Here is a 21,399-nt window from a genome sequence, read left to right on the forward strand (position 1 = left end):
AAAGAAAAGCCGCTCACTGGAGCGGCTTTTTGTTGTCTTTGATTTATCCCAAATAGCTTTTCACACCATCTAGGAACATCTGGGTGGAAATCATCACCAATAACAAGCCCATCAAGCGTTCCACCGCTTTCAGGCCGCGTTCGCCCAACAGACGATTGAAAAAGCCATAGAACATCAAAATAAAGAAGGTCGCGCCCCACGCAATCACCACTGACGCTGAGAGTTCGACCAGTTTGTCGGGATGCTGGGAAGAAAGCAGAAGCAACGCAGCAATCACTGATGGGCCAGCAATCATTGGAATTGCCATTGGCACAATAAACGGCTCTTCACCCGCCGCTAACCCGGTGATGCTCCCTGCACTTGGGAAAATCATCTTAATTGCGATGATAAATAAGATGATGCCGCCAGATATACTCAAGGTTTCCGGCTGTACGTGCAAAAAGCTCAGGATGCTTTGTCCGGCGAACAAGAACAACATCAAAATCAATAAGGCAAAAATCAGCTCGCGGATGAGCACCTTACGACGACGTTTGGGATCGATGTGTTTAAGAATGGACAACACAATGGGCAAATTGCCAAGAGGGTCCATGATAAGAAACAGCATGGTCGCTGCAGAAAGAATATCCATGTTCTGGCCTCGACGAAAAAAATGGCGACCAGTGTATAGTAAGGAGATTGTGCGAGTATACGGCTAAGGGCGAAATCAGATAATTCGCCCCCGATTACCGAAACAACCTCAGACACCGCTTAATGGTTGCAAATACGCGCCATGTTGACGACGAACTTGCCTTCGAGTTCGCGAACCTTATCGCGCTGTAATAAAAAGGTTAGCAATGCATCTAAGTCTAGATCATTCAACTTACAGGTATGAAAACGTACGTCTGCGCCAAAATGTTGTGCGAGCTCGTCGCGGCTCATTGGGGTTTCACGTAGTAGGTTTAGTAAGTTGTGAGCATGAATGCCACTCATCATTAACTCCAGTTAGCAAATAGAACCCGACCAGTGTACTGAAATCGTCGAGCACTGCTTTGACTTACGTTAGTAAATGATAGAAGCAACAATGAGTGCATGAGCAAGAAAGTAGCTACCACTTACCCAAACATACGCGCGCTTCATTGGTTTACGGAATCCGTGTATGGCGTAAGCGAGCGCGGAATACGTCATGATGACGGTGCCACTAAAGCCAATGGCATTCGCGTAGCTAGGCGTTTGTAGCCAAACCTCACCCGCCGCCCAAGCGAGCTGCACTAGCATTATGCCCATAGTCACAACGGGAAAAACGAGCGAATCTAACTGCGGTAAAAGAAGGAAAAACGCCACGATACTGGCGGCAAGCAACAAAGCCAACAACCACCACACGATATCGCCATTGAGCTGAACCCAAAAAGATTTGCTGTAGCACACTTGCGCTGCGAGATAGGCAGCAAAATAGATCAGCTTGCGAGTTTTAAACGAATGCAGCGTATCGGCGAACATAGAAACCACCAACCCACCAGCAATCCAGTAGCTGTGATCGGCCGACGGCCCTTGGGTTAGCACCAAAATAAGAAGAAGTAATAGCGTAAAGATTTTAAACACTAAGGATTGTGTCGGGTTCGCTTGCTTTGCACCCAACACGGAATACATACCTGATAACCCTATCGCCAGCCAACTCCACATGCCGTACATACCTTTTACTTAAACTCGCCGCTAGTCTAGGTAGACCAGTTTTGATGTAAAGACACAATCTACGAAAGTTGGATCTCGCTAGCGATTCGAAACATTTTGTAACCCTCTCTAGCGCTAGTAAAAATGATGTGGATTGGAATTCGTGGTTAGTGTTCACACGATTTCATAGTGTGTGTAAAAAAGCCAACTTGTGTGTATGGCCATCAACACGGACAAACATCCACCACAAAAAGTCTGGTTACCCCTATTCATCCTGATATGGGAAAGAATGCCATGATAAGCCCATCTAAACATCACTCTCCAAGTAGATTTGTTTGTATTAAAAATATCATTAAAACAACGTAACTCAATGATAAATAAAAACACATTAACGTTAATGAGGGAAAAAACACTATTAGCCGCTCCACGCCTCACCAATCATACTTCCTTGCCAGATTTTCTCATCAGATAAGAAATTCTTGCACCATCCTAGAGCCTTCATTAACCACCGCCATAGCACAACACTCACTTTTCTCAACTTTTGAGAAATACAGACAAAATACCAAATCAACCACCAAGCTGAGACAAAAAACAATATAACAGCCACTTATTAACCATTTATAACACATTAAAATCAACAACTTAAAATACAAAAGCATAATTAAGACCCAAGACGAACACTTTAAATACAGCCCAAAAAACACTGTTTTATTGGTCAATTTAAAGTAAAAACAGCCAAGTTAAGTATGAGTTTTGAAAAGTTTTCTACAGATACGTTGATCAACAGCCAAAAACAGTGCTATATTTACTCCATCGAGTTCATCAAAGATTTAAGAGGTAGTGTTATGATTTCATCTTCTCAAAAACAAGGGCTGGTTATGATTGCAGTGGTTGTGGGTTTAATGACACTGCCAATGATGTACTAAGTCACTGATTAAAAATAAAAAAGGACGCTTTCGCGTCCTTTTTTATTTCTCAATTTTTAGGTTTACTGTATGTGCTCTGACAAGATGTCCCAATGCATGTAGTAAAAACCGAGTGCAGCGAGTGTGATTAGCGCCATTAGCAAAATAGCGGTTCGCCAAATAAAACGGGAACTTCTTGGCGTTAACTCTTTTTCACAGTCATCACACGCTGCCATGAAACCTTTTCGATCATCCAGCTTATAGTTGTCCTCATGCACGACTTTATTACGCACAGTGGCGATAAAACGTAATTTCGCGATCACATCATGAGGTAAGCGCTCTTCACAACTGCTGATAAGTTGGTGCAACCCTTTCCCTTCTGCGTGATATTGAGTACGCAAAAGCTTTTCGATCGTTCGGGTACGCATGACTACTTTTTCGATATCTGACATCGTAACCCTCCTTTACTGACCTTCCCTTCGTTAGTCATTTCATTCTTCTATAAATTTAGAGCTTTTTCGAGCGGTTAAGTGCAATTTTCCTTTCAAATTGTGCCCTTGCACGCATATAAACTGTGAAGTCCGCCGAATAAAATCTACACCCCTTTTATTAGATCACGAATAGTTTATCTCAACTCATAGTTTAATCAGGGAGTTCTGTAGAATAAGGCCCAATGAAACATTGGAGGTTATCATGCCAATCTCACTTATCTTGGCCACTTTTGCCCTCATCGCTCTTGGCGCATGGGTGTTCTTTCGTTTCTACAGCAAACATTACGTTGGTGAAGATGCGCCAGAACAAAGTGTTCAAGTCACGATTTTAGACAAACAAGCGATCGAGGTGCCGGATGCGCAGCCGGGACAGGACGACCAAGAATATTGGATTTATGTGCAACGTGGCCCAATCGGCCCGAAACGAGAATTCCAAATTGGTGTGCACTATTACCACGCGCTTAATCCAGGTGATAAAGGCACCCTGACCTACTGCGGCGACAAATTCCTACATTTCGCAATCAAACGCTAACTTACGGCAGTAACCAACGAGTCTTGGCTGATTTCGAGAACAAATAACTCATCGCCAAGGCTCCCGCCCCACTTAACACAATCCACACAGGGATCACCCATGCCGGATGACCGGTATACCAACCGAACTCTTTCATCGGCCATAAGAAGATTGGGTGAAGTAAGTAAATGCCCAAGCTGTGCTGGCTGATAAAACTCACCACTTTCTGCACGTTCTTCGGCAACCCTTCCCCAAAATACCGACACAGCATAAAAATCATCGATGCCGCCAAAATCACGTTCAATGTTTTGTATGACAACCAACGCCCCACGGTGTATTTCTCTGCTTCTAAACTGTTAGTCACCACCATGGTGAATGTCACGGCTAACGCCACCAATCCAAACCCAGTGAACAACGTCACCATAGAACGATTTAGTGGCACTTTTTGAAATAGTACATAACCCAAAGGCAGATAGCCCATATAGAGCCACATTTGGTTATTCCATGGTCCATCAATCTTGAACAGGAATAACGTGCTAGTGAACATCCAAAAAGCCAGATAGGTATAGAGGACATTGTCATCGACATTACGTGCCATCCATTGGAATAGAGGAATCACGAAATATAGTGGAATAAAGTAATAGAAGAAGCCTAAATGGTAATAGGTGGCATGAAACGGACTATTACTCAGCACTTCTTTGACGGTTTCAAAATCGAATCCTTGTGCCGACCAACCCGACAGATACGCGTAGAACGTCGACCAAATTAGAAAAGGCACCAACACCTTCCCCAAACGCCGCTTCACGTAATACTTGCCATCAAAAGGACGTGTATCACTGAGCATCAGAGCGCCCGTAATCAAAATAAATACCGGCACCGCCCATCGGGTCACGCTGTTCACTCCAACGGCGGTGAGCCATTGGTCCATTGGGATCACGCCCAACTCGTTTCGATAAGGCGCCAAGACATGAATAGCGATCACAGCCACTGCGGCGACGCAGCGCAATAAATCAAAAAACAGAACCCTTTCTCTCATATCCTTTCCCACCTTGGATCGCTTATCGTTTATAGCATAGGGCAATTTTCACTCAATTAAATAGTTAACAATCTGTTTTTGCTTATTTTTAACCCAACAATGACCTGTTAATTGTATTTAACCGATAAATACTGCTGAACAGAATCAATTGAAACAAAACGATATGTGACCAACACTTTCTCGAATATGAAACAGATATAATGAACAGAACCCCCTAGGATACTGAGCACATTACAAAGAAAGGTCTTGTTATGAAGAAAACATTATTGGCGTCACTCGTATGTGTAGTGGCTTTAGCTGGATGTAATCAAAAGGAAGAGACCGAGGCACCAGCCCAATCGCAACCGGAAGCGAACCCAATCTGTAACTTAGAAAAACTTCCCGGTGGATGGTCGCAAAGTGACATGACCGATGAAGCGCAACCATTGCTTGATGTGGTACTCGCGCAAATGAACACTTCCGCTAAGTTAAAGCAAATCCTCAGTGTTCGCACTCAGGTGGTAAGCGGCATGAATTACGCGATTGAATTTGAAATGGATAATGGCGAAATCTGGAATACGATTGTCTACCGCTCGTTAGACGACGAAATCAAAATGACGCAACCTGCAAAGCTTGGACGCTTCTGCTCATAATATGCAGACATAAAAAATGGCTCCCGATTGGAGCCATTTTTATTCACGATGTTCTGTTCAGCCCATCACATTCATCAGAACTAAGCCGTGGCGATATTAGCTTTGGGTAACTTAATCGAAATCAACGTTGTCAACGCCAAGAAAGCGAAAGAGACCCACAAACACGCCGCTAGTCCAGCTTCTTGGTAAATCCACCCCGACAATACCGTGCCAATCAAACGTCCCATGGCGTTGGCCATGTAGTAAAAACCGACATCCAACGAGACGCCGTCCCCTTTGGCATAGCTCACAATCAGATACGAATGCAGCGAAGAGTTAATGGCAAAGACCGCACCAAAAATCATCAGCCCAACCACAATCACGATTTCCGGCTGCCAACCAATTTGTACTCCGTAAGCAATCCCGCCCGTGATTAAGGCAAGAACCCCCGCCCACACTAATGCCGCACTTCCATCAGGCACGCGACCCTGCGCTTTACCCGTAATGCGCGGCGCAAAACCTTGCACAAAGCCATACGCGATCACCCATGATGCTAAAAAGCCACCAACCCACAAGTGATCCCAGCCAAATACGCTGCCGAGATAAACCGGCAAAGCCACCACAAACCAGACATCCCGCGCACCAAACAGGAACATGCGCGCTGCGGACAAGATGTTGACCGATTCAGACTTAGAAAAGATGTGGCTAAACTTAGGCTTATTTTTCGCTTTGCCCATATCGGTTTCTAGCCAGATCATGCTGCAAATGAACACTACCGCGAGCACACTCGCCATAATAAACATCGAGTTTTGGAAACCCACCCAAGACAACAACAAGCCACCGACAAAGAAACCCGCCCCTTTGAGTGCGTTCTTCGACCCCGTCAAAATCGCCACCCATTTGTAAAGTGCGCCTTGCTGCTCATCTGGTACTAGCGTCTTAATCGCACTCTTTGCACTCATCTTGTTGAGATCTTTAGCGATGCCAGACAAAGCTTGCGCAGCCATCACCCAAGGAATCGTCAGCCAAGCGTTGGGCACTGCCAACATTAACAACGCAAACACTTGCATCGCTAGGCCAATATTCATGGTTTTGTTCAGGCCTAACCGGGCCCCTAACCAACCACCAATCAGATTGGTCACCACGCCAAAAAATTCATAGAAAAGAAAGAGCGAGGCAATGGCTAACGTTGAATAACCCAAGTCGTGAAAATAGAGCACCACCAGCATACGCAGCGCTCCGTCGGTTACGGTAAAGTTCCAATAGTTAAACGTCACTAACATGTACTGACGAATACGTTTGCTCAATTGAGAAATCATATTGACCTCTTATGTACAGCGATAGACGCATTTAGATCATCATGTTCTAAATACTGATTAACCTGCACACCAACCATAAGGCGATACAACCTTAGTTCGAGTTTACAAACACGCTGGCATTTATAATTGAAAATTAATAATCAATAAAAACAAAAGGTTAACCTGTCACCTTCCGTTTTATCGCTGAGCTATATTCCATTATAAAAACCAGACAATAGCTTTTGGATCATGATGTTCCAAAAGCTATTTAAGCTGATCACGCGTCTTTTGCCACCCGTTCGATGTACTCAAGCTGCACTGGTTTGGTAAACGCGCCTGGGCGCAGTGCCTGAACTTCTCGCACGATATCGTCCAGCGTCCATTCTTTTTCTAGCAGTAAGTGAGCTGCGAACAAACCAGTGCGACCCGAGCCGCCCATGCAGTGCATCGCGACTTTGCCATCTTGAGCAAGAATCGCATGCAGTTCAGGGCTAGCTTGTTGCCACTTCATCGCGAAATCCTCACTGGGTGCGCAATCATCTTCAATCTCGATCTGGAACCATTTCATACCCAGTTGTTGGGTAACTTCACCCAAATCCGCGACGTCTTTCGATGCTAGCTCAGCATTGTCCAATGCCGTAACCACGGCTTGAACACCCTGCTCTTTTAATTGCTGTAAAGACGTTTGCAAATCGACGCCTTTCGTACCCGGGCACGGTGTTAAGACTAATGCACCAGAGTCCAAATCTAGTTGCCATGTAGGATGAGACATTGTGAACTCCTATTAAGCCAAACCAACGTTACGAACCAATTCTGCGGTACGCGTTGCGTAACCCATTTCATTGTCGTACCACGCGTAAATCTTCACCATGCGAGAACCAACGACCATTGTTGAGAGTGCATCAACGATGGTTGAGCGTTGATCGCCTTTGTAATCGATCGACACCAACGGACGCTCTTCAAAGCCAAGAATGCCTTTTAGCTCACCTTCCGACGCTTCTTTCAGCAAAGCATTCACTTCTTCTGCGGTGGTATCGCGTTTCACATCGAAGATGATGTCTGTCAGTGACGCATTCGCCAACGGTACACGCACTGCGTGGCCGTTAATCTTGCCTTTTAAATCAGGGAAAATTTCCACAATCGCAGTCGCACTGCCCGTGGTGGTCGGGATAAGACTCATGCCACACGCACGAGCACGACGCAGATCTTTGTGCGGTGCATCCAAAATGGTTTGCGTATTGGTCAAATCATGAATCGTCGTGAAAGAGGATTGCTCAATGCCCAATTTCTCATGAATGACTTTTACTACTGGTGCGATGCAGTTAGTCGTGCACGAAGCCGCTGTCACGATACGATGTTTGTCAGGATCGAAAATGTGGTCGTTCACGCCAACAACGATGTTCGCAATGCCTTCTTCTTTCACTGGTGCGCTAACCACCACTCGCTTCACGCCCTGATCGAGATATTGGTCAAGGTACGAAGTTTTGCGGTGCACGCCTGTCGCTTCAATCACGACATCACAACCAGACCAATTCACTGCATCGATGTCGCGATGCTGTGTCGTCGCGATGCGCTTGCCATTGATGACGAGTTCATTTCCCTCAACCTGCACTTCATGGTGCCAACGGCCTTGAACAGAGTCGAACTCCAATAAGTGGCCCAACGTTACTGCATCGCCCGCAACATCATTGATTTGCACAAATTCCAATTCTGGCCAATCGAATGCCGCGCGCAGCGCCAAACGTCCAATGCGCCCAAACCCGTTAATCCCTACTTTAATCGTCATAGTCTTACCCTTTAATCTTCAACCTTGAATCTTTGTTCGCTGTTAACAGCAAGCCTCACGACTTTTATCGTGCAAGCGTGTAATGTCGTCTTGGTATTCTTGCTTCAAGCAATTCGATGCCACTAAGTCTTCAATCAACTTGCGCATCCATCCTGGCAATTGCTGCGATAACTCGTAGTACACCCATTGTCCCTGACGTTTATCGACTAAAATGCCACTCGATCTTAACTGAGCAAGATGACGAGAAACTTTCGGCTGACTCTCTTGCAATGCAAACGCCAAATCACCTACGCAAATTTCTCCTTCGCGGGCCACCAGCATTAAGCAGCGCACACGAGTCTCGTCAGATAAAAGCTTGAAAAACTGATGTGGAAGCATAGTTAACATACCTATATATGGATATGTGTATATGTTTATTTAATTGTACCAAGGCGTCAAGAGCCACGCCCTTGCCTTCATAAAAGTTTCATACTAATAGAGAGAATTAGACCGTGACGACGCTTTGGCTCCAGCGAACCGCTTCGCTTAACGAGGCTTTGACTTCATCGAATGACAAACCCAACTGACCCGAGAGCTTTTCGACGCCATGCCAATCAGCTCGCTCGTAGCATTCTTCTAGCGAGATCAGCACACCGTACTCACCCTTACGATGCAGTAACGCTTGCTGCACAGAATCACTCAACGGTAGTTGCTTCACCAAAGCTTCGATCGATAAGTCGAGCATGGCATCTAAGATCGACAATAAGCCGACCATAAAGCCTTGCTCATTGAGATGAGAAAAAGGTTGGTAACGCGACATCAGTTCACAGAACTGGGCACGTTGCAAAGAGAGGTTGTACAACTCACGCGGTTTGTTGCTTGAGATGTAAGACGCCACCACCAAAGAGACAAATTGTTTCAGCTTGTCTTGACCAAGGTAAACCAGCGCCTGACGGAACGAACTGATTTCCACCTCTAATGTAGTGATCTGAGTATTCACAAAACGCAGTAACTTGTACGACAAGGCCACATCTTGCGTAATGATGCTTTCAATGCGGTCAAAATCCGGCTCTGGCGCGCAGACTTCCCGAAACAGTTGTAACGCTAACACCTGCTCCGGACTGACGTATTTGGTTTGCGACACCAATGGCTTGCTAAAAAAGTAGCCTTGAAAGAATTTAAAACCCGCCGCTTTGGCTTGCTCAAACTCTTCTGCGGTTTCGACGCGTTCCGCTAAAAAGTGATATTTGACGCGCTTAGCAAGGTGGTTTTTAACCAGTTCACACGCTTTTTCTACCCCCATCGCCATGATATCGAGTTTAACGATGTGCACATAAGGTAAGAAGCGACGCCACTCCGGCGTTAAGGTGAAATCATCCAGCGCGATCAAATAACCTTCTCGATATAACTCGCGAATTGCATCGAGAAGATCATCGGTAGGTTGGCAAGTCTCTAAGACTTCTACGACGATTTTGTTTTTTGGCAAGCTGCGAGGCAAACGGCGTACCAAGCTCTGATGAGGAAAGTTGATGAAGCATCGCGAAGACGCAATCACCGGGTTAGTACCCAGTGATAGAAAGTTCTCGACGATTAATCGGTATGTCGCTCGGTTTGATTCGATATGAGCGGGATAGGCGTTGCTTTCTCCATCTCTAAATAACAATTCATAACCCAGCGTCTGTCTTTTACGGTTAAAAATCGGCTGACGAGCGACATACGTTGTATTCATGCGATAGAACTACCTATAAATGGCTTAGGATTTTGCAGCCGCTAATAATGCGCCACACCCCATAAACATTGAACCGAATACTTTGTTAATTTTACCCATGATCTTGTCTGAACGGATAAAGCGTCCCATCTGCGCCGCTAACGTGGTGTAACCCAACATTACGCACGCATCAATTACCACTGTCGTCACCCCTAGCGCCAACAATTGCGTCAGTTGGTCTTTTGCAGGGTCGATAAACTGTGGGAACAACGCCACCAAAAAGACGATCGATTTAGGGTTAGTCAGGTTAATTAAAACGGCTTTATACAATAATGCGCTACCTGACATCTCTTTGTGACTCTCATTGGCAATCAAGCCTGAAGTGTCACGCCATTTCTGAATACCCAACCATACAAGGTAAGCCGCGCCTACCCATTTAATGATAGTAAACGCAGTTGCCGATTGCGCCACCAGCGCACCGATGCCAGCGCCAACCAAGGCGATGTGAATCGCGAGTCCGATTTGCAGACCAACAATCGCGCCAAGCGATTTACGCGTGCCGTAACTCAAGCCATTGCTGATTGAGTTAACCGTGCCAGAACCCGGAGCCAAACTAAAAACGATTGCAGTTACCACATAGGCCAACCAAACGTGGGTATCCATTGCATTTCCTCACTAATTCTTCGATGATACATCGCGTCTACAATGTATCTTCAGGTAATCGACTAATGGCTACTAACCATTCACCTTTGACTTATACTCAAGAGACTTTATTTGAGCAAGCAATTGGTGGTCCGATCGCAGCACTTTGGCAAACTCGCCAAGAGGGCTTTGTTAAAGGGACAGAGAAAAAGAAAATCTACTGGTGCAAACTCACCAACCCTGAACACAAAAAAGCCGTGCTGATCGTCAATGGCCGCATCGAATCTTCCTGGAAGTACCAAGAGCTGTTTTACGATCTCTACCGCCAAGGTTACGATGTGTATTCCTTTGACCACCGAGGACAAGGTTTATCAGATCGCCTATTATCTGACTCTGATATGGGTCACGTCTATGACTTTACTGACTATATTGATGATATGGACGTGGTGATCAAACAACACGACCTTAAACAATATCAGCAGTGCTTTATCATCGCGCACTCCATGGGCGGTGCTATCGCGACACGCTATCTGCAAACCCACCCAGAGCACCCATTCACTGGTTTGATTTTAAGCGCACCCATGTTTGGTATTAACTTGCCGTGGTACTTATCGCCTATCGCTATCCCTGTGACGCAAATTCTTTCTGCCGTGTCACCACTGCCGCGTTATGCGCCGGGCCACAAGCCGTACTTTCCCAAGCCTTTTGAGGACAATCCTCTCAGCCAAAGCGCAGGCCGCTACCAGTGGTTTCGCAATCTCTATACAGAAAAACCGGAACTGCAAGTCGGCGGACCAAGCACGCGCTGGGTATGGCAAGGACTCATGGCAGCGAAACAGTGCTTTTTGTTAACTCGCCAAGTAAAAGTGCCTGTGCTACTGGTTCAAGCAGGCAATGATCGTATCGTCAGCAATCTCGCACAAAAACGCTTTATCGAGAAGCTGCGTAAAACCAATCCTCATGCGGCATTGCTTTCTATTGAAGGCGCACAGCATGAAATCTTGTTCGAAACAGACCAGTACCGCAATCAAGCGCTCGATGCGATCTTCCGCTTTATGGATGACCCTACTTCGTCGTCAGACGAAAAAATGCAATAAGAGTTGTAGGCGACCACTTCACCGCAATGATTAAAGAGGAAATGTCTCTCAAACGATTTACCCTCTTTTTCATCCTTATTTTGGCGTACACTGCTTGCGTCTGTTTCGCCCACCTCGCACGTTTAACGAGGAAAGCAGGCAGCATTAAGTTCCCCCGCATTCGGAGCAGTATGATCTAGTCAGTCTACTGTACTCCGTTTGCAATCAACCTGTTCCACTCTATCCAAACCGTTTACGAGGGCTTCATGAGCACATCGCTACCTTGCAAAGAGATCACTAAAATCGTTGCCTCAGATCTGGATGGCACGTTACTGGCACCAAACCATCAGCTAAGTGCTTACTCAAAAGAGACGCTAAAAGCGCTGCATGAAAAGGGTTACACCTTTGCCTTTGCAACGGGTCGCCACCACGTAGACGTTGCAAGCATTCGTCGCCAAGTGGGCATTCCGGCTTACATGATCACCTCAAACGGTGCGCGTGTTCATGACCAAAACGATCAACTGATGTACAGTGAAAACGTACCTGCAGATTTGGTTCAAGGCGTGATCGACACGATCAAACATGATCACGAGATACTTATCCACATGTATCAAAACGACAGTTGGCTGATGAACAAAGACGACGAAACACTGCGTGATTTCCATGACGAATTCACATACGTCTTATTCGATGAAGACCAAGCGCCAACCGACGGCATTGCGAAAATTTTCTTCACCCATCCAGCGCAAGATCATGAACGTTTGGTGGTGTTTGAAAACAAACTGCGTGAGCAGTTTGGCGATAAATTGAATATCGCGTTCTCTACTCCTTGGTGCTTAGAAGTAATGAGTGCGGGCGTTTCGAAAGGCCACGCGCTACAAGCAGTCGCGGAAACTCTGGGTTTAACGCTCGAAAACTGCATTGCATTTGGCGACGGCATGAATGATGTCGAAATGCTATCAATGGCAGGCAAAGGCTTAGTAATGGGCACATCGCACGAGAAAGTGATGAAAGCGCTGCCAAACAATGAAGTGATTGGCAGCAACGCAGACGATGCCGTGGCGCATTACCTGCAAGATCACCTGCTCTAACCCTTGGGTTAACAACAAAATCACGAAGGGCTGCAATTTGCAGCCCTTTTTTTATCTCTGGCTTGGTAACTTCTCTTTGCCAAGAATCGCTTCCCACTCATCTTCGGTCACAGGCATGATCGAAAGACGATTTCCGCGTTTCACCAGCGGCATGTTCTCAAGTTCAGGCATCGCTTTCATGACCGACAGAGGGATCACCCGCGCGGTTTTACGCACAAACTCAATATCGACCATGATCCAACGAGGGTTATCTGGGTCCGATTTTGGGTCGTAATAATCACTTTCTGGGTCGAACTGAAAATGGTCGGGATAGGCTTCTCGCACGACTTTGGCAATCCCCGCCACGCCAACATTTTTACAGGAAGAATGGTAAATCAGGATGAAATCGCCCACCTTTACTTGGTCACGCATCATATTGCGCGCCTGATAATTACGAACTCCCTCCCAACATGAAACCTTTTGGGTTCTAAGCGTGTCAATAGAAAAGGTATCTGGTTCTGTTTTAAATAACCAATATGCCATAATGCCATCCGATGCCGATTGAGTAACAATAATGAGGAAGATATAACATGAAGGCTTTGAAAAACCCAGTGGCACTCGCCACTCTGCTGGTTCTGCAAGCATGTAGTTCGCAACCGCCACAATCTGGCGCGGAAACACCAACCTCTCCACCAGCATCATTAGATAAGCCTGAAACTATTCAACCTCAAACTTTTATGTTGCGCGGCAAAGTAATCATCGGCCATGAAAGCCAGTACATCATGCCTTGCGGCAGCGACAAACAATATTGGTTGCAACTGTCACCACAACAAATTCAACGCGCCATTAAGCTCGGTAGCGAACCGTACCAAACCATGTATGGTGAAGTCATCGGCCATCTTAATCCTCCGGGCATTGATGGTTTCTCTGCAGATTTCGACGCCAACTTTGTGGTTGAGCAAGTGAACTTCCTCACCACCGAAAACCCAAATCGTTGCAGCCAACCACAAAAACCGACGCGTGTATTTGGCAACGAGCCGTCTTGGTCAGCCAATTTTGAAGCCAATGCGCTTAAGTTCCAACAGATGGGTAAGACCACCGAAATGCTGTCTATTCAAAGCAGTCAACTGCAGCCGCGCCAACGCACTTATAGGCTTGATGATGGTGAACTGCGCATGACGGAAAACCTCTGTTCAGACACCATGAGCGACTCTTTATATGGCTGGAAAGCAACACTCAAACACAATGGAGACACTTACCAAGGGTGTGGCATGGCAGCGAACGTTGATGCAACGCTTGGCTGGGCAAATACCTATGTAGCCACCTCAACGCAATCACAAGGTTTTGAGGTGCAAATGACCTTAAACCCTGACCACAGCGCCACGACGAAATACAGCTACTCAAACGGTCAAGACCCATTAGTGGAACGCGGCTTCTGGCAACAGTTGAGCCCGTCGCAAGTTCAAGTTGTGATGACCCACCACCAGCAACAACGTTTGATGTCTGAGCGACTCTTTACGCGCGAAGGCAACCAACTCAAAGCCACCAAAGAAAAAGTGGGCAGCATGGTGTACCCGATCGCTGATGGTGGCTTAGTACTTTACCCAGCAACCGTTCGTGACGCAGGCGTTCAACAACCGGCGGCGAAGCGTGCAGACCAACCTATCGGCAGTGCTGACGTCCCATCCAGTGCCGATTTCGATTCCAAAGTCGATGCTGCGGTACGTAACTACTTCTTCATCCATCAAACCGACCCAAGCAATAACCAATACCGCTGGCTAACGTACGATCTCAATGGTGATGGTAATGAAGAACTGCTGGTTCAATTGGATTGGTGCGGCTCAGGCGGTTGTACGCTCTTGGTGTTCGAAAACCATGAAAAAGAATGGCGCTTCAACAGTCGAATTACACTGGTAAGAAGCCCAATGATGCTCGGCCAACAAACGTCGCACGGTTGGCGCGACCTGATTTTCGATGTTAGTGGCGGCGGCGCAACACCAGCAAAACATGTCATGCAATACACTGGCGTAAGCTACCCTCTGAACCCGAGCATGGCACCAACAGCCACACCAGGACAAATCAGTGGTGTTCGTCTGTTCTCGGATGGTATTAGCCCTGTGCGTGAAGGGGTTCGACTGTAATGTCACAACCGTGCCCCCATTGCGGCTTTCAGTTCAACTGTATTTGCTCGCTGGTGCCGAAACTCACCAGCAAGCACGAAATACTGCTATTGATGCACCCAAATGAGCTAACTCGTGACACCAATACGGGCCAGCTGTTACAGCATTGCCAACTCAACGTCGAGCAAGCAATCTGGGATCGCAAACAACCACCAGCAGAGTTGCTCACTCGCTTGGCTGATCCTTCGCTGTACCCGGTAATTCTATTCCCAAGTGAAGAAAGCGTCACACTCGAACATGTGGAAATGCAAAGCCAGCAACAAGCCAAAATGCCGCTGTACATTATTTTGGATGCCACTTGGCAAGAAGCACGCAAGATGATCAATAAGAGTCGCTGGTTAGAAGGTATCCCTACCATGGGACTTTCCGTACTCGCCGATTCTCAATATCAACTGCGACGTAATCAGCAACAAGGCAACTTGTGCACCTTTGAGGTTGCTGCCCACTTATTAGGTCAACTTGGTGAACAAGATAACCAACAGCAAATGCATACGTTCTTTGCTCACTACCTTGCGCTGTTCCAAGCCGAGAAAAGTGGCCATGCTCTCAAGCCGTCACCACGCTCTCTCGAATAAACCCAATCGACGAAACAAAAAACGCAGCCAAGGCTGCGTTTTTTTATTGGCATTGTTTCACGTGAAACACGACTAAAACAGACGCGTAGGTTCACCTAAGTAGTAGCCTTGCAGATAATCGACGCCCATATCCTGCGCGATTTTGCACACCTCTCGATTGTGCACAAACTCTGCGACCGTTTCTGCATTAAACACCTGGCACAAACGCACCAACTGAGAAGCTATTTTGCGCTGCTTTAAATCCTTATCGATGTCTCTAATCAAGCTGCCATCCAGCTTTATCACTTCCGGCTCTAACTTTAAGATCTCATCAATATTGGAGTATCCAGAACCAAAATCGTCCACGATAATGCGCGCACCCAGTTTTCTGAAATGGCTGCACACTTCTATCATACGACCGTAATCTTTAATCTGTTCAGACTCCAGTACTTCCAGCCCTATTCGCGTCGGCTCATTCAACTGGCTAATTTCATGCTCCAGCAACATCAACGTTTTGTCGCTCAACAAATCTTGCGGAGACAGGTTAATCGAGAAATATCCTTTCTTATCTCGCATGTAATGCAGCGTCGAGCGGATCATGTGACGACTCAATCTGGTGTACAAATGCGTGTCTGAGATGATCGGTAAAAATCGCCCTGGAGCAATCACTGTTCCGTCTTCTTCTAAAATCCGCACCAGACATTCTTGGCTGGCAGGAAGATGACTGTAAGCGTGCACAATCGGTTGGCTATACGTAATAATGTTCTGCTTGAGAATCGCGCGGCTGACACAACTCAACCACCCTAGTTGCTCTTTACGTACATCTTCACTGACTTCGATGTCTTTAGCGTTGCAAATATGCGTGTTGCTGCGAACGCCAGAACGACGCGCTTCTATGCCTTTTAATAAGAGCTCATCAGGAGAAGCCGAAGGAAAATCACGACGGCTAACCAAGCCACCACACAAGGAAATAGACAGGTAATCAATTTCGCGCAGGCCGAGCGGCTCAAAGTTAGTTTGCTCAACCGCATCAGCAAAACGAGTAAAATGCTGTTTTATCGTCTCGCTACTTTGTTCAGCCTTAAACACAAAAGCCCACTCACCTACACCGATGCTGTACAGTTGCAGCGCCGCTGGCATGCCTAAGCGCTTTCTCAATCGATTGGTAAAATGCATCGAAAGATCTTTGAGCAGCTGGTCTCCGACTCGATACCCATACTTTTCATTGATGTGGCTGAAATTAAGCAGCTTCAGCGTTAACAAATGCTCGTCACAATCGATGTGACTTAAGCGCTCTTGCAGCGCCACGCGATTTTGCAGCCCAGTGCGACTGTCACGACGGTAGCTTTCTTGTAGCTTGCGAGTTTGACGATCAAGTTGATAACCCATGTGAGCGTTCATATGGTTCAAATCACCAATCGCATTGCGTATTAAGCTAAACAGCGGTGAAATCGAAGCGCTCACTTGTGGTTTAGGCAAATTCAGCGATTGCACCTCATCTCCTTCGCGCATCGCAAGGTACGTCAAACTGTGGTGAAGAATTTCTGGCTGGCCAATGTCACCATGTATTTCACCCATGCAGTAGCTGCCGAAAGTCGCGGCAATATCCATAAACGCCTGCACTTCATCGCTGCTATCAATAAAATCCAGCCGTGAGGCGCAGTTGTAAATCATCACTACTTCTGGCTGATGCATAGCAAGTTCCACCACCCCATGACGCACTTGTTCTAACGTCAGAGAGGGATGGTTATAGCAAAACTGAACCTCATCACCGAGGCACCACGGCCTATCGAAACTCATGCTTCCATCGGCGTGAAGTTCTGTGACGGTACAAACTTCCTTGCGCCCCAACGTTTCTCGATACAACGGGAAACTGAGTAATTGGTTAATCGTCACGTCGTGCCCGTCGGCAAGATAATGCTTATAAACATCGAGGGCTTTACGCTCTCCTAAGCAATACAAGCGCGTGCCTTTCGCATGCGTCACTTTGTGCGGCATGCCGATTGGGTTCCACTCGGAATACGCGTCTGTCCAAGTTTTCAAAGTATCACTGTGCAAAGCCACTGCCACTACGGCGTTGTCGTATGTCTGGTTTTGATAGAGCACCCAACAGCCGTCTTCTATGGTTTGCGCTAATCCACCAGACACTCGCACGTTTTCGGTCGCAAAAGTTTGATACAAAGGATAATCACGACGTTCGATTTGCACGGCAAAACTGATGATGACTTGAGAGTTGCTTTGTAACTGCAGCGAACGTTTGAGCTCGCCACCGTCTATATCGGGAGAGAAAGAATACGCTTGGACGGCAGACGTTAGTGTGGTTTGGTCAAACTCAATCAGGTTGATGAGGCAGCCAGAGGTAAAAATGTCGCCATCCAAAATTACATTGCGAGTACTGTGGCCGATGACATGAGCATTGGGCAACATCGACAAAACCGCTTTGGCGAGTGCAGCCGCACATTCTCGCGATTGCGTAGACAAAATTTGCACCAAATACTGTTTATCTGGGTGCAACTGAGAAGTGACTAAAAAGTCATTAAGCTGACTTACATCGTGGACCCGTTTGGAAAAAGCTCGCATGTACCCTACTACTGCCGTAACACTGTTTTCACCACGATGAGTGGCGTCGTTATTTTTACTTTAGGCTTAGTAATTTACGTTTCTTTTTGATGCTTTTCTAGGCACAAAATGACTTTAGAATGGATTAATGCGAAAGCAATTAAAAAAGTGTGAGTAACGGCTGCAAACTATTGATTTCAATGTCAGGCAACGTACGTGTTCTTGAATGATTAATGACATTTTTATTCATATCATTAAACCAACATGCAGCAAAACCCGCTAACTTTGCACCATATACATCCGTCGTGAGGTGGTCACCAACATGCAGAATGTTTTCGGCAGGTAAATCGAGGAACTGCTGCGCTTTGACAAACAAATCAGCAGCAGGCTTGGCGAGACCGTCAGGGCCCGCTTTTAATACGCATTGGAAGTATGGCGTCAAACCGATTTTATCTAAGTCGACGTTACCATTGGTGATCGCCACCAGAGGAATGTGTTCTCCCAGCTCCGCCAATACATCGAGACTTTGCTGCGGCACGTCAAACTGACTGCGCCATTCCAACGCCAGTTGCACGCCCTCTTCCGCTGCGACTTGAGCTTGCGCTTCATCGTAGCCAACGGATAGAAAAGCATGCTTTAACTGCACTAGGCGCCAAAGCGTCACATCGCTTTTGAGATCAGGACTTTGCTGGAGCACCTGTTTTTTTACCTGCAACCAATCGGCCTTTTCCATGTGCGCCACTGCAGGATGCGTTTGTTGCAACCAGGTCAGTAACTCGCGCTCCATACGGACAATCACTGGATGGTTGTCATACAGCGTGTCATCCAGATCGAATGTCATGGCCTTAATCGGCTCGATACGGCGGTAAAATTTCATGCTTTGGCTCACTCCCCGTTCTTTTTGCGGGCGCGTGGGTGGGCTTGGTCATACGCTTGCGCTAGATGCTGGAAATCCAAGTGTGTGTAGATTTGGGTCGTCGATATGTTCTCGTGACCTAAAAGCTCTTGCACCGCACGTAAGTTGTTGCTCGACTCCAGCATGTGCGTGGCAAATGAGTGGCGCAACTTATGTGGGCTAATGTGACTGGCTACAGACTGTTTTTGTCCCCACTCGGCCATGCGTTTTTGCACGCTACGGTGCGAAATACGGGTTCCGAGTTTAGACACAAACAATGCAGGTTCACCTGGCGCTGCTAAGTCACCACGAACGCGCAGCCACTTACCAACCCATTCCGTTGCCATCCCCGAAAAAGGCACTTTACGCTCTTTGTCACCTTTACCGATAACACGAAGCTCACCACTGCGCAGCTGCACATCTCGCACATCCACACTGACCAACTCGGCTAAACGCAGGCCGGCACCGTACATCAGCTCCATCATTGCGCGATCGCGGATCGCCAATGGGTCATCTTCATTCACTTCGAGCAGTTGATTCACTTCATCCACATCGAGGTTTTTTGGCAGTGGGCGCTTTTTACGAGGTGCAGACACCCCTTTGGCTGGGTTGGCTGACATCTCACCACGCAAAATCAAGAAATCGAAAAAGCTACGCAGCGAAGACAAGCGCGTAGCTAAGCTGCTGGCCTTCATGCCTTCTCGCATGCCTTTACCCGCAAGTTGTCGAACCCAGCCAGCATCAACTTGAGACCAATCTTTCAATCCCATTTCGGCAAGATGCTGCGCCATGGTTTCCAACTGTTGCTTGTAATTGCGTTGAGTGTGCAAGCTGAGCCCCTTTTCGCTTCGCAAGAATTCGTAGAAGCGTTCAAGAGGCTTTTGAAGACTATTTGGCAGAGGAGTGTTGGGTGTTGTCGTCATCGTAACTTTGCCATACCAATGTTTGAGCAAGATGTGCCACTACTAAGGATAGGTGACGCAAAAACAAGGTATCCATATCTGGTTGGAAATGACCGCCATCTTCGCTAGAAAACGCAAGCACGCCAAGCGTCTGCTTCTTCACCAGCGGCAGTACCACATAGGAACCCATTTCTGGCACATCCATATTGCCAAACAACGCTTCACGATCCACTTTACGCAAGCGGCCCAAATAAGCCTCTTTGCCATTGAGGTGGTTGGTCGCAAAACGCTGGTAATGTTCTTTGCTAAGTTGCGTCGATGCATCACATTGGCTAAACAAGCGAACATACGCACGCAGTCCGAGATCTTTGGCTTTTAGCTCTATCGCGCTAATAACTTGCTTGAAGTCACCGCACTTTAGAATCGAGCCCTGCAAATCCATGAACTCGTAGAAGGTACGATCGTTGTTTGCCGCAAGCGACATTAACGTGGTGATCTCTTCTTCAAGCTCTTCAATACGCTGACGCTGGCGATTCATTTGAATATGCACCAACGAAACCGTACCTAAATCCGAATGTGGAAAAGACAGACGATCCACCAGCTCAGGGCGCTCAACAAAAAAGTCAGGGTGATCTTTTAGGTATTCAGCCACCACTTCTGCCGTTAATGCGTCAGCTTCAACTTGAGACAAACCGTTTCCTTTTTCTTTGACTAGCACGACAGTTGACCATCAAATACGTGAGTTGCCGGGCCGGTCATAAAGAGTGGTTTACCTGGGCCTTGCCAAGAAATATGCAGCTCACCACCAGGTAGCGATACTTTCACACTCTCATCCAAAAGTCCTTGCAAAATACCCACAGCCACCGCGCCACATGCGCCGCTACCACAAGCTTGTGTTTCACCTGCGCCGCGCTCGTAAACTCGAAGACGAATATGGTCACGACTCACCACTTGCATAAAGCCAGCGTTCACACGTTCAGGGAAGCGTTCGTGTGATTCAAGCAGCGGACCTAGAGTGTCCACATCTGCGGTATCCACGTCATCCACTACTGTCACCACATGCGGGTTACCCATGCTGACAGCGCCACAAAACAGCGTCTTGTCACCCGCGCGCATGATGTAGGTTTTTTCTTTCTGCTTCGCTTTGAACGGAATTTTGTTCGGTTCAAACTCTGGCACACCCATGTTGACCGTCACTTCACCGTCGTCTTCCACATCAAGAATCATCTTACCTTTCTTGGTGCTCACGCTGATGCTGTATTTATTGGTCAACCCTTTCAAACGAACAAAACGCGCGAAACAGCGCGCGCCGTTGCCGCATTGCTCCACTTCACTGCCATCGGCATTAAAAATGCGATAGTGGAAGTCGGTTTCAGGATCATAAGGTGCTTCTACCACAAGCAATTGGTCAAAACCGACGCCAGTGTGACGATCCGCCAAACGACGGATCAAGTCTTGCGAGAAAAACACGTTCTGGGTAATGCAGTCGACGACCATGAAGTCGTTGCCCAAACCGTGCATTTTGGAAAAGTGGAAATGCATTTGTTGT

The 21,399-nt window shown here is 47.0% G+C and carries 24 protein-coding genes; 7 read left to right on the top strand and 17 right to left on the bottom strand.

Translation table 11 applies throughout. The features are described from left to right. Positions 1 to 43: 43 nt before the first annotated feature. From ACF8EG_RS00115 to ACF8EG_RS00125, 3 genes are all read right to left on the bottom strand, one after another. Complete coding sequence (locus ACF8EG_RS00115; RefSeq protein WP_005455144.1) at positions 44 to 628, bottom strand: YhgN family NAAT transporter; 585 nt, start codon at positions 626 to 628, stop codon at positions 44 to 46. Between the two features lie 119 nt (positions 629 to 747). After that, a complete protein-coding gene (locus ACF8EG_RS00120; RefSeq protein WP_025795794.1) occupies positions 748 to 969 on the bottom strand; it encodes a YecH family metal-binding protein in 222 nt (73 codons plus the stop codon). A gap of 69 nt (positions 970 to 1,038) precedes the next feature. After that, the gene (locus tag ACF8EG_RS00125; protein WP_005481960.1) at positions 1,039 to 1,659 is read right to left on the bottom strand and encodes a lysoplasmalogenase; all 621 of its coding nucleotides are present in this window, start codon (positions 1,657 to 1,659) and stop codon (positions 1,039 to 1,041) included. 734 nt (positions 1,660 to 2,393) lie between these two features. Between ACF8EG_RS00125 and ACF8EG_RS00130 the strand changes: the two genes are divergently transcribed. Next, positions 2,394 to 2,573: a hypothetical protein gene (locus ACF8EG_RS00130; RefSeq protein ID WP_005458791.1), complete on the top strand. Its 180-nt coding sequence runs from the start codon at positions 2,394 to 2,396 to the stop codon at positions 2,571 to 2,573. 62 nt (positions 2,574 to 2,635) lie between these two features. Here the strand turns inward: ACF8EG_RS00130 and ACF8EG_RS00135 are convergent, their stop codons facing one another. After that, on the bottom strand, positions 2,636 to 3,004 hold the full coding sequence (locus ACF8EG_RS00135; RefSeq protein WP_005489749.1) for a hypothetical protein: 369 nt from the start codon (positions 3,002 to 3,004) through the stop codon (positions 2,636 to 2,638). Between the two features lie 241 nt (positions 3,005 to 3,245). Here ACF8EG_RS00135 and ACF8EG_RS00140 point away from each other — a divergent pair, with 241 nt between their 5' ends. Then, positions 3,246 to 3,575 carry a DUF2500 domain-containing protein gene (locus tag ACF8EG_RS00140; protein WP_206926145.1) on the top strand — a complete coding sequence of 110 codons (330 nt, stop codon included), beginning with the start codon at positions 3,246 to 3,248 and terminating at the stop codon, positions 3,573 to 3,575. A 1-nt stretch (position 3,576) separates the two neighbouring features. On the opposite strand, the gene ACF8EG_RS00145 is transcribed toward ACF8EG_RS00140, so the two are convergent. Next, complete coding sequence (locus ACF8EG_RS00145) at positions 3,577 to 4,590, bottom strand: acyltransferase (RefSeq protein WP_069507204.1); 1,014 nt, start codon at positions 4,588 to 4,590, stop codon at positions 3,577 to 3,579. 251 nt (positions 4,591 to 4,841) lie between these two features. Here ACF8EG_RS00145 and ACF8EG_RS00150 point away from each other — a divergent pair, with 251 nt between their 5' ends. After that, positions 4,842 to 5,222: a cystatin domain-containing protein gene (locus ACF8EG_RS00150; RefSeq protein ID WP_020839828.1), complete on the top strand. Its 381-nt coding sequence runs from the start codon at positions 4,842 to 4,844 to the stop codon at positions 5,220 to 5,222. An 80-nt stretch (positions 5,223 to 5,302) separates the two neighbouring features. On the opposite strand, the gene arsJ is transcribed toward ACF8EG_RS00150, so the two are convergent. The 6 genes from arsJ to rhtB all read right to left on the bottom strand — a co-directional run bounded on the left by arsJ (position 5,303) and on the right by rhtB (position 10,635). Continuing rightward, on the bottom strand, positions 5,303 to 6,520 hold the full coding sequence (gene arsJ, locus ACF8EG_RS00155) for an organoarsenical effux MFS transporter ArsJ (protein ID WP_069507206.1): 1,218 nt from the start codon (positions 6,518 to 6,520) through the stop codon (positions 5,303 to 5,305). 256 nt (positions 6,521 to 6,776) lie between these two features. Continuing rightward, positions 6,777 to 7,271 carry a cyclin-dependent kinase inhibitor 3 family protein gene (locus ACF8EG_RS00160; RefSeq protein ID WP_005485516.1) on the bottom strand — a complete coding sequence of 165 codons (495 nt, stop codon included), beginning with the start codon at positions 7,269 to 7,271 and terminating at the stop codon, positions 6,777 to 6,779. Positions 7,272 to 7,283: 12 nt separating this feature from the next. Beyond that, positions 7,284 to 8,285, bottom strand: a complete 1,002-nt coding sequence (locus tag ACF8EG_RS00165; protein ID WP_069507208.1) for an ArsJ-associated glyceraldehyde-3-phosphate dehydrogenase — start codon at positions 8,283 to 8,285, stop codon at positions 7,284 to 7,286. Between the two features lie 42 nt (positions 8,286 to 8,327). Then, on the bottom strand, positions 8,328 to 8,663 hold the full coding sequence (locus ACF8EG_RS00170) for a metalloregulator ArsR/SmtB family transcription factor (protein WP_005478993.1): 336 nt from the start codon (positions 8,661 to 8,663) through the stop codon (positions 8,328 to 8,330). Positions 8,664 to 8,769: 106 nt separating this feature from the next. Then, on the bottom strand, positions 8,770 to 9,993 hold the full coding sequence (locus ACF8EG_RS00175; RefSeq protein WP_069507209.1) for an EAL and HDOD domain-containing protein: 1,224 nt from the start codon (positions 9,991 to 9,993) through the stop codon (positions 8,770 to 8,772). 24 nt (positions 9,994 to 10,017) lie between these two features. Continuing rightward, positions 10,018 to 10,635, bottom strand: coding sequence for a homoserine/homoserine lactone efflux protein (gene rhtB, locus ACF8EG_RS00180; RefSeq protein ID WP_005459098.1), 618 nt, complete (start codon positions 10,633 to 10,635; stop codon positions 10,018 to 10,020). A gap of 65 nt (positions 10,636 to 10,700) precedes the next feature. Here rhtB and ACF8EG_RS00185 point away from each other — a divergent pair, with 65 nt between their 5' ends. Together ACF8EG_RS00185 and ACF8EG_RS00190 are read left to right on the top strand one after the other, a co-directional pair. After that, positions 10,701 to 11,711: an alpha/beta fold hydrolase gene (locus ACF8EG_RS00185; protein ID WP_005459120.1), complete on the top strand. Its 1,011-nt coding sequence runs from the start codon at positions 10,701 to 10,703 to the stop codon at positions 11,709 to 11,711. Between the two features lie 245 nt (positions 11,712 to 11,956). Continuing rightward, positions 11,957 to 12,781, top strand: coding sequence for a Cof-type HAD-IIB family hydrolase (locus ACF8EG_RS00190; protein ID WP_069507212.1), 825 nt, complete (start codon positions 11,957 to 11,959; stop codon positions 12,779 to 12,781). Positions 12,782 to 12,832: 51 nt separating this feature from the next. Here the strand turns inward: ACF8EG_RS00190 and ACF8EG_RS00195 are convergent, their stop codons facing one another. Continuing rightward, positions 12,833 to 13,303: an EVE domain-containing protein gene (locus tag ACF8EG_RS00195; RefSeq protein ID WP_031778504.1), complete on the bottom strand. Its 471-nt coding sequence runs from the start codon at positions 13,301 to 13,303 to the stop codon at positions 12,833 to 12,835. A gap of 47 nt (positions 13,304 to 13,350) precedes the next feature. Between ACF8EG_RS00195 and ACF8EG_RS00200 the strand changes: the two genes are divergently transcribed. Both ACF8EG_RS00200 and ACF8EG_RS00205 read left to right on the top strand, forming a co-directional pair. After that, positions 13,351 to 14,901: a COG3650 family protein gene (locus ACF8EG_RS00200; protein WP_069507213.1), complete on the top strand. Its 1,551-nt coding sequence runs from the start codon at positions 13,351 to 13,353 to the stop codon at positions 14,899 to 14,901. Further along, on the top strand, positions 14,901 to 15,515 hold the full coding sequence (locus ACF8EG_RS00205; RefSeq protein ID WP_020839833.1) for a tRNA-uridine aminocarboxypropyltransferase: 615 nt from the start codon (positions 14,901 to 14,903) through the stop codon (positions 15,513 to 15,515). Before ACF8EG_RS00200 ends, ACF8EG_RS00205 begins: the two co-directional genes overlap by 1 nt. Before the next feature lie 72 nt (positions 15,516 to 15,587). On the opposite strand, the gene ACF8EG_RS00210 is transcribed toward ACF8EG_RS00205, so the two are convergent. The 5 genes from ACF8EG_RS00210 to dapF form a co-directional block, all read right to left on the bottom strand. Continuing rightward, the gene (locus ACF8EG_RS00210) at positions 15,588 to 18,074 is read right to left on the bottom strand and encodes an EAL domain-containing protein (RefSeq protein ID WP_069507215.1); all 2,487 of its coding nucleotides are present in this window, start codon (positions 18,072 to 18,074) and stop codon (positions 15,588 to 15,590) included. 139 nt (positions 18,075 to 18,213) lie between these two features. Next, positions 18,214 to 18,930 carry a 5-amino-6-(5-phospho-D-ribitylamino)uracil phosphatase YigB gene (gene yigB / locus ACF8EG_RS00215; protein WP_029833378.1) on the bottom strand — a complete coding sequence of 239 codons (717 nt, stop codon included), beginning with the start codon at positions 18,928 to 18,930 and terminating at the stop codon, positions 18,214 to 18,216. 8 nt (positions 18,931 to 18,938) lie between these two features. After that, positions 18,939 to 19,871 (bottom strand): tyrosine recombinase XerC, encoded by a 933-nt coding sequence (gene xerC, locus ACF8EG_RS00220; RefSeq protein WP_005459099.1) that lies wholly within the window; start codon positions 19,869 to 19,871, stop codon positions 18,939 to 18,941. Further along, positions 19,837 to 20,568, bottom strand: coding sequence for a DUF484 family protein (locus tag ACF8EG_RS00225; RefSeq protein WP_025442364.1), 732 nt, complete (start codon positions 20,566 to 20,568; stop codon positions 19,837 to 19,839). The genes xerC and ACF8EG_RS00225 overlap by 35 nt, the downstream gene beginning before the upstream one ends. Continuing rightward, on the bottom strand, positions 20,562 to 21,392 hold the full coding sequence (gene dapF, locus ACF8EG_RS00230; protein WP_005459097.1) for a diaminopimelate epimerase: 831 nt from the start codon (positions 21,390 to 21,392) through the stop codon (positions 20,562 to 20,564). Before dapF ends, ACF8EG_RS00225 begins: the two co-directional genes overlap by 7 nt. Positions 21,393 to 21,399: the final 7 nt, after the last annotated feature.

The organism is Vibrio sp. YQ_11 (genome assembly GCF_043103065.1).
Taxonomy (GTDB): Bacteria; Pseudomonadota; Gammaproteobacteria; order Enterobacterales; family Vibrionaceae; genus Vibrio; species Vibrio parahaemolyticus.

Coding starts and splice junctions, on each gene's coding strand:
- ACF8EG_RS00115 (WP_005455144.1), bottom strand. CDS start 628: ATGGATATTCTTTCTGCAGCGACCATGCTGTTTCTTATCATGGACCCT.
- ACF8EG_RS00120 (WP_025795794.1), bottom strand. CDS start 969: ATGAGTGGCATTCATGCTCACAACTTACTAAACCTACTACGTGAAACC.
- ACF8EG_RS00125 (WP_005481960.1), bottom strand. CDS start 1,659: ATGTGGAGTTGGCTGGCGATAGGGTTATCAGGTATGTATTCCGTGTTG.
- ACF8EG_RS00130 (WP_005458791.1), top strand. CDS start 2,394: ATGAGTTTTGAAAAGTTTTCTACAGATACGTTGATCAACAGCCAAAAA.
- ACF8EG_RS00135 (WP_005489749.1), bottom strand. CDS start 3,004: ATGTCAGATATCGAAAAAGTAGTCATGCGTACCCGAACGATCGAAAAG.
- ACF8EG_RS00140 (WP_206926145.1), top strand. CDS start 3,246: ATGCCAATCTCACTTATCTTGGCCACTTTTGCCCTCATCGCTCTTGGC.
- ACF8EG_RS00145 (WP_069507204.1), bottom strand. CDS start 4,590: ATGAGAGAAAGGGTTCTGTTTTTTGATTTATTGCGCTGCGTCGCCGCA.
- ACF8EG_RS00150 (WP_020839828.1), top strand. CDS start 4,842: ATGAAGAAAACATTATTGGCGTCACTCGTATGTGTAGTGGCTTTAGCT.
- arsJ (WP_069507206.1), bottom strand. CDS start 6,520: ATGATTTCTCAATTGAGCAAACGTATTCGTCAGTACATGTTAGTGACG.
- ACF8EG_RS00160 (WP_005485516.1), bottom strand. CDS start 7,271: ATGTCTCATCCTACATGGCAACTAGATTTGGACTCTGGTGCATTAGTC.
- ACF8EG_RS00165 (WP_069507208.1), bottom strand. CDS start 8,285: ATGACGATTAAAGTAGGGATTAACGGGTTTGGGCGCATTGGACGTTTG.
- ACF8EG_RS00170 (WP_005478993.1), bottom strand. CDS start 8,663: ATGCTTCCACATCAGTTTTTCAAGCTTTTATCTGACGAGACTCGTGTG.
- ACF8EG_RS00175 (WP_069507209.1), bottom strand. CDS start 9,993: ATGAATACAACGTATGTCGCTCGTCAGCCGATTTTTAACCGTAAAAGA.
- rhtB (WP_005459098.1), bottom strand. CDS start 10,635: ATGGATACCCACGTTTGGTTGGCCTATGTGGTAACTGCAATCGTTTTT.
- ACF8EG_RS00185 (WP_005459120.1), top strand. CDS start 10,701: ATGGCTACTAACCATTCACCTTTGACTTATACTCAAGAGACTTTATTT.
- ACF8EG_RS00190 (WP_069507212.1), top strand. CDS start 11,957: ATGAGCACATCGCTACCTTGCAAAGAGATCACTAAAATCGTTGCCTCA.
- ACF8EG_RS00195 (WP_031778504.1), bottom strand. CDS start 13,303: ATGGCATATTGGTTATTTAAAACAGAACCAGATACCTTTTCTATTGAC.
- ACF8EG_RS00200 (WP_069507213.1), top strand. CDS start 13,351: ATGAAGGCTTTGAAAAACCCAGTGGCACTCGCCACTCTGCTGGTTCTG.
- ACF8EG_RS00205 (WP_020839833.1), top strand. CDS start 14,901: ATGTCACAACCGTGCCCCCATTGCGGCTTTCAGTTCAACTGTATTTGC.
- ACF8EG_RS00210 (WP_069507215.1), bottom strand. CDS start 18,074: ATGCGAGCTTTTTCCAAACGGGTCCACGATGTAAGTCAGCTTAATGAC.
- yigB (WP_029833378.1), bottom strand. CDS start 18,930: ATGAAATTTTACCGCCGTATCGAGCCGATTAAGGCCATGACATTCGAT.
- xerC (WP_005459099.1), bottom strand. CDS start 19,871: ATGACGACAACACCCAACACTCCTCTGCCAAATAGTCTTCAAAAGCCT.
- dapF (WP_005459097.1), bottom strand. CDS start 21,392: ATGCATTTCCACTTTTCCAAAATGCACGGTTTGGGCAACGACTTCATG.